At 69.8% G+C, this 12,232-nt stretch carries 11 protein-coding genes; 3 read left to right on the top strand and 8 right to left on the bottom strand.

Going from position 1 to position 12,232, the window contains the following annotated elements; all coding sequences use genetic code 11:
• Positions 1-49 precede the first annotated feature (49 nt).
• On the top strand, positions 50-2,101 hold the full coding sequence (locus KUM40_RS13505; protein WP_217166080.1) for a discoidin domain-containing protein: 2,052 nt from the start codon (positions 50-52) through the stop codon (positions 2,099-2,101).
• 274 nt (positions 2,102-2,375) lie between these two features.
• On the opposite strand, the gene KUM40_RS13500 is transcribed toward KUM40_RS13505, so the two are convergent.
• From KUM40_RS13500 to KUM40_RS13490, 3 genes are read right to left on the bottom strand one after another with little or no spacing between them, the layout of a single operon-like run.
• Positions 2,376-3,131 (bottom strand): SDR family NAD(P)-dependent oxidoreductase, encoded by a 756-nt coding sequence (locus tag KUM40_RS13500; RefSeq protein WP_217166079.1) that lies wholly within the window; start codon positions 3,129-3,131, stop codon positions 2,376-2,378.
• A gap of 41 nt (positions 3,132-3,172) precedes the next feature.
• Entirely contained in the window at positions 3,173-3,970 is a 798-nt protein-coding gene (locus KUM40_RS13495; protein WP_217166078.1) for an SDR family NAD(P)-dependent oxidoreductase, read from the bottom strand.
• Positions 3,971-4,008: 38 nt separating this feature from the next.
• Positions 4,009-5,451 carry an MFS transporter gene (locus KUM40_RS13490; protein WP_217166077.1) on the bottom strand — a complete coding sequence of 481 codons (1,443 nt, stop codon included), beginning with the start codon at positions 5,449-5,451 and terminating at the stop codon, positions 4,009-4,011.
• A 270-nt stretch (positions 5,452-5,721) separates the two neighbouring features.
• On the opposite strand from KUM40_RS13490, the gene KUM40_RS13485 reads away from it, so the two are divergent.
• Positions 5,722-6,225, top strand: coding sequence for a MarR family winged helix-turn-helix transcriptional regulator (locus KUM40_RS13485; RefSeq protein ID WP_217166076.1), 504 nt, complete (start codon positions 5,722-5,724; stop codon positions 6,223-6,225).
• A gap of 195 nt (positions 6,226-6,420) precedes the next feature.
• Here KUM40_RS13485 and KUM40_RS13480 read toward each other — a convergent pair whose 3' ends face one another.
• The 5 genes from KUM40_RS13480 to KUM40_RS13460 form a co-directional block, all read right to left on the bottom strand.
• Positions 6,421-6,735: a hypothetical protein gene (locus tag KUM40_RS13480; protein WP_217166075.1), complete on the bottom strand. Its 315-nt coding sequence runs from the start codon at positions 6,733-6,735 to the stop codon at positions 6,421-6,423.
• Between the two features lie 513 nt (positions 6,736-7,248).
• Positions 7,249-7,785 carry an N-acetyltransferase gene (locus KUM40_RS13475; RefSeq protein ID WP_217166074.1) on the bottom strand — a complete coding sequence of 179 codons (537 nt, stop codon included), beginning with the start codon at positions 7,783-7,785 and terminating at the stop codon, positions 7,249-7,251.
• 246 nt (positions 7,786-8,031) lie between these two features.
• Positions 8,032-8,883 (bottom strand): DUF1963 domain-containing protein, encoded by an 852-nt coding sequence (locus KUM40_RS13470; RefSeq protein ID WP_217166073.1) that lies wholly within the window; start codon positions 8,881-8,883, stop codon positions 8,032-8,034.
• Between the two features lie 67 nt (positions 8,884-8,950).
• Positions 8,951-10,642: a leucine-rich repeat domain-containing protein gene (locus KUM40_RS13465; protein ID WP_254395062.1), complete on the bottom strand. Its 1,692-nt coding sequence runs from the start codon at positions 10,640-10,642 to the stop codon at positions 8,951-8,953.
• 118 nt (positions 10,643-10,760) lie between these two features.
• Positions 10,761-11,495, bottom strand: coding sequence for a lytic polysaccharide monooxygenase (locus KUM40_RS13460; protein WP_217166072.1), 735 nt, complete (start codon positions 11,493-11,495; stop codon positions 10,761-10,763).
• Positions 11,496-11,964: 469 nt separating this feature from the next.
• Between KUM40_RS13460 and KUM40_RS13455 the strand changes: the two genes are divergently transcribed.
• Positions 11,965-12,228 (top strand): amidohydrolase family protein, encoded by a 264-nt coding sequence (locus KUM40_RS13455; RefSeq protein ID WP_374227378.1) that lies wholly within the window; start codon positions 11,965-11,967, stop codon positions 12,226-12,228.
• Positions 12,229-12,232 lie beyond the last annotated feature (4 nt).

The following is a 12,232-nucleotide window of genomic DNA, read 5'->3' as shown; positions in this document are numbered from 1 at the left end:
GTTTGACCAACTCTAGGGTGCGGCCCACCTCACGCCCTCGGGAGACCCCATGAAGAGAGCGCGTCCGGGCGCCGCCGCCGCCCTTGCCCTGTCCCTCCTCGCCGCACTGCTCCTGGCCGGCCTGGGAGCCGGCGGGGCCGGCGCCGCCGAGCGGCCCTGGTGGGAGCCGGTCGACCGGCCCGCACCCGATTCTCAGATCAACGTGAGCGGCGAGCCGTTCACCGGCACCGACGCGAACGGCGACGTACGCGGCTTCGTCGACACCCACAACCACCTGATGACCAACGAGGCCTTCGGCGGCAAGCTGGTCTGCGGCAAGCCGTTCTCCGACGGCGGTGTCGCCGACGCCCTCAAGGACTGCCCCGAGCACTACCCCGACGGGGCCGGCGCGCTGCTGGAGAACCTCACCGTCGACCCCGACGGCCACCACGACCCGGTGGGCTGGCCGACGTTCAAGGACTGGCCCAGCTCCACCACGATGTCGCACCAGCAGAACTACTACGCCTGGCTGGAGCGCGCCTGGCGGGCCGGCCAGCGCGTCCTGGTCACCGACCTGACGTCCAACGGCGTCATCTGCTCCATCTATGTGCGCGACCGCGGCTGCGACGAGATGGAGTCCGTCCGGCTGCAGGCCGAGAAGACCTACGACATGCAGGACTACATCGACGAGATGTACGGCGGCTCCGGCAAGGGCTGGTTCCGGATCGTGACGTCGCCCGCGCAGGCACGCCAGGTGATCGAGGCGGGCAAGCTGGCCGTGGTCCTGGGCGTGGAGACCTCCGAGCCCTTCGGCTGCAAGCAGGTGCTCGACATCGCCCAGTGCAGCAAGGCCGACATCGACGCCGGTCTCGACGAACTCCAGGCACTCGGCGTGAGCAGCATGTTCCTGTGCCACAAGTTCGACAACGCGCTGTGCGGCGTGCGCTTCGACCAGGGGACACAGGGCACCATCATCAACATTGGGCAGTTCCTCTCCACCGGCACCTTCTGGAAGACCGAGAAGTGCACCGGCCCCCAGCACGACAACCCGATCGGCTCGGCCAGGGTGCCCGAGGCCGAGGCGAAGCTGCCGGAGGGGATCAGCGTGCCGTCGTACGACGAGAACGCGCGGTGCAACACCCGCGGGCTCACCCGGCTCGGGGAGTACGCCCTCAACGGCATGATGGACCGGGGGATGATGGTCGAGGTCGACCACATGAGCGTCAAGGCCGCCGGCCGGGCGATGGACATCATGGAGTCGGTGGACTACCCGGGCGTGCTCTCCAGCCATAGCTGGATGGACCGCGACTGGACCGAGCGGCTGTACCGGATGGGCGGCTTCGTCGGCTCCTACGACATGGACTCGAAGGCGTTCGTCGAGGACACCGCGGCCACCGCCGACCTGCGCGAGAAGTACGACGTCGGGCTCGGCTACGGCACCGATTTCAACGGGCTGGGCAGTCACCCCGCGCCCCGCGGTGACGACGCGCCGGACAAGGTCACCTACCCGTTCCGGTCCTACCCCGAAGGCCCGCTGGTGGACCGTCAGCGCACCGGCGAGCGGGTGTGGGACGTCAACACCGACGGCGGCGCCCACGTCGGACTGATCCCGGACTGGATCGAGGACGTGCGCCGCGTCGGCGGCGACCCGCTGGTCGACGAACTGCTGCACGGCGCGCAGTCCTACCTGGACACGTGGAACGCCACCCGCGCGTGGGACCGGACGGCCAACCTGGCCCGGGGCGGTGCCGCGTCGGCGAGCAGCAGCGAGTTCTCGGTCTTCACCAGCTACCGGCCCGACCGCGCCGTCGACGGAGACTTCGCCACCCGGTGGGCGAGCGACTGGAGCGACGACCAGTGGTGGTCGGTCGACCTGCGCAGCGCCCGGCCCGTCGGCCGGGTGGTACTGGACTGGGAGAAGGCCCACGCCGCCGCCTACCGCATCGAGGTGTCCGACGACAACCGGACCTGGCGCACGGTGTGGCAGACCGCGGAGGGCCGCGGCGGGATCGAGACCGCCCGGTTCACCCCGACGACCGCGCGCTACCTGCGCGTGCACGGCACCGACCGGGCCACCAAGTACGGCTACTCGCTGCGGGAGGTGGCCGTCCACGCGCGATGAGCACCGCTCCCGTCCTCGGGCCCGCAGCGGGAGTCGTACTTCGGTTCGCCCCTGTTCCACCCCGACAGCCAGAGAAGTAGGACATGGCCGGCGGCCGGGCCGGGCCGGAGCGGAGAGCCACCATCAGGCCTGGGCGGTCCGGTCACCGGCGCCTCCTGAGGTGGATGTTCCCGGGAGTCCGGATGGCGCCCCATCCGTGGTCGGGCGTCATGAACGACCGACCAGTCGGCGGCCGGCCTCCCACACTTCCGACGGGCGGGAACGCGGGCGCGTCTCAGCGGAGCTTGACGGCCCCGCCGTCGGCCATCACGGTCTGTCCGGTCATGTACTTCGCGTCGTCGCTCGCGAGGAAGGCGACGATGGGGGCGACGTCGCGGTCGGGGTCGCCGAAGCGACCCAACGGCACCGCGGCGGCGGACTGCGCGTACTGCTCGGGGCGGGCCTCGGCCCACTGGGCCACTCCGGCGGTCAGCGCCATCGGGCAGACGACGTTGACCCGGATGTTGTGCGGGGCCCACTCGTTGGCGGCCACCCGGCTCAGGCCGCGGATCGCTTCCTTGGCCGCGGCGTAGGAGGCCTGGTTCGGCTGGCCGTTCAGTCCGGCTCCGGAGCCGAAGTTGATGACGGAGGCGTTGCCGGTCTTCTTCAGTTCGGGCAGCGCGGCGAGCATGAAGTTGCGGGTGGCGTACAGACCGGTGTCCATGGCGAGGTTCCAGTCGTCGTCCGTCTGCTCCTCGAACGGCTTCTGCCGCGACACGCTCGCGTTGTTCACCAGCACGCCGAGGGACCCGAAACGGTCGACGGCGGTGGCCACGGCCGCATCGGCGACCTTCCGGTCCGAGACGTCACCGCGCAGGAAGACCACGGCGTCACCGAGCTCGTCGGCGATGCCCTGCCCGGCTTCCTCCTGCAGGTCGACCACGACGACCCGGGCTCCCCGCGCGACGAAGATCCTGGTAATGGCGCCGCCGATCCCGGAGGCTCCCCCGGTGACGATGGCGGTCCTGCCGTCGAGTGTGCGTACGTTCATGATGCCGTCCGTTCCTTTCTTGCGGGCTCTCGTGCGTCGGCTCAGGCGGGGAGCTGGGCCCGCCGCCCCGGGGCGGCGGACGACTGCATGGTCATTCCGCCGTCGACCACCAGCAGTTGGCCGGTGAGGTAGCGGGACTCGTCGGAGGCGAGGAACACCATGGTGTGGCCGATGTCCTCGGACGAGCCGAGGCGGGGCAGCGCGTTGCCCTGCTTGAGGCTCTCGATGACGCCGTCCGGCAGGTTGTTCTCCAGCGCGGGGGTCATGACGGCGCCGGGGGCGATGGCGTTGCAGCGCACGTTCCGGGGCCCGTACTGGACGGCGGTGGACTTGGTGATGCTGACGACGGCCGCCTTGACCGCCCCGTAGGAGGTCTGCAGAACGTCGCCGACCAGGGCGGCGACCGAGGCGGTGTTGATGATCGAGCCGCCGCCCGCGCGGATCATGTGCGGGATCGCGTGCCGGGTGCCGAGGAGCGTGCTGGTCACGTTGCGGGAGACGGCCCTGTGGAACTCGTCCATGTCCATGCGCAGCACGTCCAGGTCGGTGCGCGGGTTGGTGCCGCCGACGTGGTTGCAGAGCACGTTCAGGGCGCCGAACTCGGCGACGGTGGCGGCGACCATGTCCACGATCGAGCCCTCGTCGGTGACGTCCACCGTCACGGGCAGGGTCAGGCCGCCGGCCTTGTCGATGAGCGCGGCGGTCTCCGCGGCCGCCTCGGTGTCGAAGTCGGCGACGACGACCCGCGCTCCCTGCCGGCTCATGAGCTCGGCGGCGGCCCGGCCGATGCCGCTGCCCGCACCGGTGATGACGGCGACCTTGTCCTTCAGGCGTTCCATGATGGTGGTTCCTTTCGCTGTGTCCGGGGTGCGGCGGGTCAGCGTGCGACGCCGACGGTCTCGGCCGGGGCGGAATCCGGCGTGGTGGAACGGCGGACCCGCGGAATGAGGAGGGTGAGGACGATGCCGGCCACCGCGGCGAGCATCGCCACGACGAAGGTCATGCGGAAGCCGTGCTCGGTCGGTACGGAGACCGGGCCGATTTGCATGGTCATGCCGGCGAGCATCGCGGCCATCACCGCGCTGGACGAGGACGTGCCGATCGAGCGCATCAGGGAGTTGATGCCGTTGGCGGACGCCGTCTCGGTCACGGGCACGGCTCCCATGATCAGGGCCGGGCTCGCGGCGTAGGCGATGCCCACGCCGGCGCTGACGATCATCGACATGACGATGATCTGCCAGACCTCCGCCATGAGCGCCAGGCCGACCCCGTATCCGACGCCGATGACGCACAGGCCGGTCAGGAGCGTGGTGCGGGCGCCGTGCCGGGCGGTGATACGGGCGGAGAGCGGTGCGAAGGCCATCATGACCAGGCCGCTGGGGGCGAGGGCGAGGCCCGCCGCGAGGACGGACTGGCCCAGGCCGTACCCGGTGGCGGAGGGCGACTGGAGCAGTTGCGGCAACACCAGGCTCGTCGCGTACATGGCGAAACCGACCATGAGGGAGGCCAGGTTCGTGAAGAGCACGGGACGGCGGGCGGTGACCCTCAGGTCCACCAGCGGCTGCGCCACGCGCAACTCGTAGACACCCCAGAGCAGCAGGATCACGACGCCGCCCAGGAGCAGACCGGCGACGGAGCCACTGGTCCAGCCCCAACTGCCACCCTTGGTCGCGGCGAGGAGCAGGCACACCAGACCGGCGGCGAGTCCGAGGGCGCCGGGCACGTCGAAGCGTCCCGGCGACTGGTTCGGGGACTCCCGCAGCAGTGCCGTCACCAGCGCGAGACAGACCACGCCGAGCACGGCGGCGATCCAGAACAGCACGTGCCAGTCGGCGTACTGGACGATGGCGGCCGACGCGGGCAGGCCGACGGCACCGCCGACGCCCAGGGCTGCGCTGACCAGGGCGATCGCACTGCCGACCCGTTCGGCGGGCAGCACGTCGCGCAGGAAGCTGATGCCCACCGGGATGACGCCGGTGGCCAGGCCCTGCAGTGCCCTGCCCGTGACGACCGGGATCAGGCTGTCGGACACCGCGCACAGCACGGATCCGACGACGACCATGACCAGGCTCGCGATGATGACCCTGCGTTTGCCGTACATGTCGTCGAGGCGCCCGGCGATCGGGGTGACCACGGCCGCGGCCAGGAGCGTGGCGGTGACCGCCCAGGAGGCGTTGGACGCACCCGTGCCCAGCAGTTGGGGCAGCATCGGGATGATGGGCACGATGAAGGTCTGCATCAGTGAGATCACGACGCAGCTCAGGGTGATCACAGCGGTGACCGCCCCTGGCCCCACGGTGCGGACGATTCTGGTCGACACGAGGCACTTCCTTGACGAGATCGAGGTCCACGGCGGCGGGCCGGTTCGTACGGGGCGCGGGCGACTCGGCAGGGTCCACGGCCGGGTTCACTCCCCCTGGCCGGCTCTGCGACCGACCGCCCGTCACCCAGGAGTGATCACCACAGGGAGTTACGATGTGCATGGTACATACACATCGACGGAAGCGGCAACGCCCGGGGCGATCGCCGGCGGAGGGGCCCGGCCGTGGACACTGGTGCAGCAAACGCGGAGGAAGGGAGCACGGAGCACATGACCGAGCCGAGCGGGCAGGATCGCCGTCTGAACGACCTGGAACGTGAGCTGACCCTGCTGTCGAGGCACTTCGTCGCGTCACGCGGCCCACGCATCGGCCAGAGCCTCGACCGCTCGGCCTACGTCCTGCTCACCCGCCTGGAAACGGGCGACCCCCTCACCCTCAAGGAACTGGCGCACACCTTCCAGGCCGACGTGTCCACCATCAACCGGCAGATGAGCACCATGCTCCGGCACGGCTTCGTCGAGCGCCTCGATGCCACCACCAAGGGAGGCTCACGCACTTTCCGGCCCACCCCGCTGGGTCTGGAACGACTGGAGGCCGACCGCGCCATCAGCCGCGCGGGGGCCGCGCGGCTGATCGAGGCGGCCGGCTGGGACGACGAACGCACCCAGCAGTTCCTCACCCTGATGATCGAGCTCAACCACGGCATCCAGGAGCTCGAGGAACTCGCCCGGGACCACTCCGCACGGGCGGGCAGCCCACCCGGCGCGGAGTAGGCGCGGTCACGACCACGATGAGCGGCGTCCGCGTCAGGGGATCGTATGCAGTCCACCGCTGTGTCTGCCGCGCCGAGACGTCAGCCCGTCGTCCCGATCAGTGCCGGACTGCCAGTCGGCACACTGTCGGCCAGTGGGCGTACGCAACTCGCTGTCGGTTGTGACACTTCCGGTCCCCATGCCTCTGGGAGAACGTCACTCGCCGTCGCCCCCGAGGGCCGTCCAGTCCGGCTGTCCCCGGCCCCGCAGCAGGCCAGTGCAGTACCACGCCAGGAAGCCGGCCGCGCCCAGCAGGATTCCGCCCTGCGGCAGGTCACCCCTGTACAGGAAGACGCCCCCCGCCACGGCGAGGCCCAGTGCGAGGGGGATCAGAAGGACGAGGGCCAGCACCGTCCAGACTCGCCACACGGTCCGCGCCGTGCCTCTGGCGGCGTTCCCCACCGCCCGCGCCACGGCCGCGCCGTCCGCACCGGGCGTTCCGGTACCCGACGCCCCGGGGTTCGGTGCCACCGGAGAAGGCGAGGGACTCGGGAGCGGTTGCGGCGTCCACGGCGGCATCCCCGGACCAGCGACAGGGGCATGAGGAGCGACGGGGAGGGCTGTGGGCCGGGCAGGGCTCTGCACCTGCGGGAGACCTGTCCTGCCGAGGAGTGCCTGTAATGCCTTCCAGAGCAGGACTCCCACGCCGCACCACAGCGCGAGCGACCCGATCAGACCGATCCCCAGTGCGTCCCAGTACCAGGCCAGCAGGCCGCACCCTCCTGCCATGCCGCACAGCGCCAGAGCCAGACAGACCCGGGGCTTCCACATACGCACCCTCCATGGGCAACAGGGACTCCTGGTGGATGACGCACTCGTTGAACTCTCGGTTGACGCTCGTCCCGCCTGATGCTCGCGAACAGCTCGACCCGTGACAAACCCATCCCGGCCTCCCGACGCGACCGTGACCCATGGACACGGCCTCCGACATGACCGTGATCGACTCACAAACGATGTCGCTGTCGGACGGGTGGCCCACTGCATTCACTCCAAAGTGGGCAAGCCTCGGTTTCCTACCTCACCGCGAACCATCCGCACGTTGGGAAGCCTGCCCCGCCACAGTTCTCGCTCCCCGGTCTGCTTGAAGCCGTACCGGCCGTAGAAGCGGATCGCTCCTTCGTTGTATGCCGTCACCCATAGCCGGATGGTGGCTCCACCCGCCCACGCCAGGAACTCGCCCATGAGCCGGTTCCCAAAGCCCAGATTCTGGGCATCGCGCAGGAAGTACATGGGACCGAGGGTCACCACGTCAGCGCGTCGGCCACACAGAAAGCCGACGACACCGCTCTCCGCACGAACAGCCCGGCAGAAGACCTCGTTCGGGCACCGGTCCGCTTCCTCGATGACGGCATGCCACCGAGCAATGCCCTCGGGCGTCACGACCGAGCCGAGATTGTCCTTGATCCAGACCTCGTCAATGCCCGCATCCTCGTTCGGATACGTCTGCAACCATGCCTGGAGATGAACCTGAGCCAAGGCTGCGGCCTCCTCAGGACGGGGCGTATCGATCAGGTGAGCCATGGCGGCCATTCTGCTTCCGCTGCGCTGATGGAGCCAGATCAACTTCTCACGCCGTGGAGCCACATCAAGTTGGCCCGGTGGAGCCAGGAAGACCTCTTACAAACACCCCTTGGTCCTCGCACGACGATCACAGTCACACCCTGCCGTCGCCGTGACCACGGCGACGGCGACGGCGACGGCGCAGGTGTCCCGCTCGACCTCGGCTCGTGACCCGCGAGGGCAGTTCCTGGTGGCCGCCCGGATGGGTCAGGGATTCCAGGTCATGGTGGCGTACACCCGGTCGAAGTGTCCGGCGGCGAGGTCCTGCCGGGCGATCGACCAGGAGAAGAAGGCCATTTCCAGGCCTTCGATTCCATGCCACCACTGGGCGAGGCACACCCAGTCCGCGGGACTCACGCCCGCTTCGGAGGGGGGCAGTTCGCCTCTTGCCTGCGCACGCGCGGCCTCCAGTCCGGCCGATACGGCGGGGTCCTCCTCTCCGTACTCGTCCACGGAGTACCCGCCGAGCTGGAGTCCGGGATGGACGCCGTCGTGAGGTACGTCATCCCAGGCGTCGAGCAGCTCGTAGGCGTAGGGGTGCGACGAAATGCTGCCGGTGGGAGGGGATTCGGGACCGCGGACCTCGGTGTGGTGGGGCAGGGAGAGGTCGGTGTCCACGTGCAGCAGGCCCTCGCCGAACACCGCACCGTACGGCTCGTCGTCGTCCGGGTCCGGGTCGAGGTCCACCTGGCGTTCCTCGACGGGGGTACCGGCGGAGACGTGGAGCGCACTGCCCAGAGTGCGGTAGCCGATCGAGTCGGGATCCGGGTCGGCGAACAGGAGCAGGTGGCCGTCGGACGGCAGCGGGAGGTCCGTCAGGTCCCGGGGCAGCGCGGCGAGGTCGATGGTGGCGGCGAGCTTGCACCAGGGGTCGGGGGCCTGGGCTGGGATCATCATGGGGCCGCCGAGCCGGCCCACGACCGGTCCGCTTCCCCGCGTGCCCAGACTGCCGCACGGGCGGGCGGTGCGTATCCACCATTCGACGGCGTCGGGAGGGATGTCCCTCTCGCGCGCCTTCTCACGGAACTGGTTGAGCATGTTCAGCGATTCGGGAGTCATGCGGGGCTCCTGGGGTTCGGGCCGGACGCGCAGCGAGTGTTGCGTCGCGTCTGCGGGTCGGGAGGGTTCAGTCGTGGCGAGGGCCGGTCACCCCGAGTACGGTCACCCCACGTTCCTTGAGTTCGGCCACGAGGGGGACGGGCGTTCCCGATTCCGTGAAGGTCCCGAGGTCGTCGGGCAGGCGGACGTTCGTCAGTGACGGCATGTCCAGCAGCGGCCGAAGGTCGTGAAGGTGCCGGCAGCGGCCGAGGTCGAGATCGACGAGGTGCCGCAGGCCGGTCAGGGCGGTGATGTCCCTGAGTGTGCTCGACCCCAGCTCCAGACTGCGCAGACCGGGCTGGCCGGCGAGGCGCGACAGTTCCGTCCAGCTCACGCCGGACAGGGAGAGCGAACGCAGGGAGCCGGCGGGTATGTCCTGCACCAGCGGGCAGCCGCACAGGGTCAGGTCCTGGAGTTCGGGGCAGTTCCGAAGGGCGTCGAGGGATTCCAGGGATTCCATGTAGCGGAGGTTCAGTGAACTCAGCGGGGACCCCGCCAGGCCGTCGAGGTTGCTGACTGGGGTGCCGTTGAGCAGGAGCGTGTGCAGCGCGGGCAGCCGGCCCAGGCCACGCAGATCGGTCGGCGCCCCCCTTCCGGTCAACGAGACTTCTCGCAGCGCGGGTTGCTCACCGAGGCCTTCGGTGGTGCGCAGGCCGTCGCAGCCGTGGATTCCCAGCTTCGTCAGGCGGGGGTGCGTTCCGAGCCCTTCCAGCGTCGCCAGGTTCGTGAACTTGTCGATGCCGAGAGTCTCCAGGCGCGGGAGCGCGGCGAACGGTGAGAGGTCACGGAACCGGTCGTTGTCACTCATCCAGAGGTGGGTGAGGCTGCGCAGCTCGAAGAGCCCGTCCAGGTCCGTCAGCGAAGCGCAGGAGCGGAGGTCAAGGCTTTCCAGAACGGGAAACGCCGGGCCGAATTCGCTGACGGAGCCCACCTTGGTCGACGTCAGACGCAGTTCACGCAGGTGACGGAGGGCCAGCAGCGGCTCGACGTCCGCGACGGAGTCGCACGCATTCAGGTCGAGGTGGGTGAGCCGGGTGAGCCGGCTGAGCGGGGTGAGGTCCTCGATGCCGCGGCAGCCCCAGAGACCGAGTCGGGTGAGGTTGGTGAGCTCGCCGACCTCGGTGAGGTCCGTGAGCTCCCGACCCCAGTCGAGCCGGAGCCTGTCGAGCATGGTGAGGTGGCGCAGACCCGTCAGTGAGGCGCGGTGCGACAGCCGCAGCTCGGTCATGCCGACGTCATGCAGCACCGGAGCGAGCAGGTGCTCGGCGAAACCGTCCGGGTCGGGGGCCTTCGGCCACAGCCGAAGCAGCAGCTTGTGCACGTATCTGTCCTGGCCGGCGAAGCGGGCGGCCAGTTTCAGGGCGTCCGTGCCGTCACCCGGTGCGGACAGCGGCACGAGGCGCCGGATGGCCTTGCGCGCGGAGTACGCCGGAGCGAGCGAGTTCTCGCAGAATCCACCTGGGTCACCGTCAACCGTCGACCACAGCCGGAGCAGTTCCTCAGTGGAGAAGTCGGCCCTCAGGCTGAACCGGGCGGCCAGTCGGAGAGCCTCCGTGCGGTCCTCCGGCGGGGACGGCAGCATGAGTTCTGGGACGATTCCACGGGCTTCGACGGGGGCGACGGTATCCAGCAGCGTTCGCAACTGCTCGAGTCGACGCGGGCCCCGCGCGGTCTCGCTTGTGCCGTTGTCGTGCGGCCCGGGGGAAGTCGGCTGTGTCATGAAGGGGACTGTAGGGGGTGGGTGTGACAGCAGCGCCCGCACGAGCCGACGGTCGCGCACCACGGGCCGTAGACCGGCGTACGCCCCTCTTGATGCGTACGCCGGCCGATGCGGCGGTTCAGCAGGCGCCGAGGTCTTCCCAGACGCCCCATTCGCCGGTGGTGCCTGGCTCCTCACCCGTCACCCACCACTTGGCACGCCAGGTGTGGCCGCCATGGGAGACGGTCTCGCCGCCGTTGTAGACACTCCCGGTGTTCCAGGGCGCCGCGACGCAGTCACCCGGCTCTTCGCCACCTCCGTCGTCGCCGCCCCCGTCGCCGCCGCCGTCGTCTCCACCACCGCCGATGTTGACGTCGATGCAGGAGTAGAAGGCGTTGGCGGTGTCCGCGATGTTCCAGATCGCAAGCACCTTCTGCCGACCGGTGAACCCGCCGAAGTTCAACTGGTGGCTGACCGAGGCGGGAGGCTGGGCGCCGTGACCGTTGAACTGGGCGATCTTCTGGTCGCCGATGAAGTACTGCCAGTTGCTGGTGGCGTGCCGGGCCTCGATGCTCCAGGTGAAGGTGTGCGTGGAGCCGATCGGAGTGACCCGCCAGCCCTTGCTGTCGTCGTCCAGGTCGGCCCACCGGGCGTCCCCGCCACTGCAGTTGCGCAGTCCCTTCGGGCCCTCGACGCTCGCCGGTTCCCACTTGATCGGACCGCAGTCCACCACGCGCGCGGCGCACTGGTCCTGTCGGCTCCCCGGCGAGACCACCCAGCCGTGAGCGCTCGCCGTGGGTGCCGGCAGGCTCACGGCCACCACGGGAGCGACCAGCACTCCCACGGCGGCAGCCACTCTTCTTTTCATGCGCATGACATCACATTTCCCTTCGGTCCACGTCGAACCAGCCTGCCCCGGCATTCGTACGACGTTGCCGATGAGGCAACCCTGCATCGCAGGTCTAGACCTACCCATGCAGGTCTAGACCTTAGCGAAGGAGTGGGGGCCGTCAAGGGGGCGAGCGCCGTCCGCCGTGTCCTCGGGATGCCACCGCACGGCGAGGAACCATGCGCCCGCTCACGGGCTTCTCGACCGCTCCGACCGCCTCGACCGCCTCGACGGTGCCGTCGGCGGCGCGAGCGGTGACGCGGCGTAGCGCGGGCAGTGACGGCCGTGGAGCCGGTGAGGGCGAGGACATCGACGTCGGGGTGGAGGCCGAGCGCTCGTCCGGCGACCGGCCTCGGACGGGACGTCGGCTACCTGGCAAAGTGCCTGGCCGACCCGGCCCGCCGCCCGCACCGCGCCGACCTTCTCCTGCGCGAGTCCAAAGCCACGGGCCGGGGTGAGCGGCCCCGGGCAACGCGTCTCGCTGGAGACGGCACTGCGCGCCTACACGCTCAACCCCGCCCGGCAGGACTTCGCCGAGTCCTGGAAGGGCATCGTCGAGCCGGGCAAGGTCGCCGTCGAGCCGGGCAAGGTCGCCGACCTTTGCGTCCTCGGCGGGGACCTGCGGACGGCCGACCCGCACGACATCCCCGGCCTGCCCGTCGCCCTCACCGTCTTCGACGGCCGGATCGTCCCCGAACGCGCCAACGGCCAAGGCTGAGGGG

Origin of the sequence: Streptomyces sp. AC512_CC834 (assembly GCF_019049325.1) — a bacterium.
Classification (GTDB): Bacteria; Actinomycetota; Actinomycetes; order Streptomycetales; family Streptomycetaceae; genus Streptomyces.
Note: the sequence above shows the minus strand (reverse complement) of the source record. Positions and strands in the feature narration are given on the sequence as shown.

Excerpts from the sequence above, each read along its gene's own strand:
- KUM40_RS13475 (WP_217166074.1), bottom strand. The coding sequence starts at position 7,785 with ATGGCTCACCTGATCGATACGCCCCGTCCTGAGGAGGCCGCAGCCTTG.
- KUM40_RS13470 (WP_217166073.1), bottom strand. The coding sequence starts at position 8,883 with ATGACTCCCGAATCGCTGAACATGCTCAACCAGTTCCGTGAGAAGGCG.
- KUM40_RS13505 (WP_217166080.1), top strand. The coding sequence starts at position 50 with ATGAAGAGAGCGCGTCCGGGCGCCGCCGCCGCCCTTGCCCTGTCCCTC.
- KUM40_RS13460 (WP_217166072.1), bottom strand. The coding sequence starts at position 11,495 with ATGCGCATGAAAAGAAGAGTGGCTGCCGCCGTGGGAGTGCTGGTCGCT.
- KUM40_RS13485 (WP_217166076.1), top strand. The coding sequence starts at position 5,722 with ATGACCGAGCCGAGCGGGCAGGATCGCCGTCTGAACGACCTGGAACGT.
- KUM40_RS13500 (WP_217166079.1), bottom strand. The coding sequence starts at position 3,131 with ATGAACGTACGCACACTCGACGGCAGGACCGCCATCGTCACCGGGGGA.
- KUM40_RS13495 (WP_217166078.1), bottom strand. The coding sequence starts at position 3,970 with ATGGAACGCCTGAAGGACAAGGTCGCCGTCATCACCGGTGCGGGCAGC.
- KUM40_RS13465 (WP_254395062.1), bottom strand. The coding sequence starts at position 10,642 with ATGACACAGCCGACTTCCCCCGGGCCGCACGACAACGGCACAAGCGAG.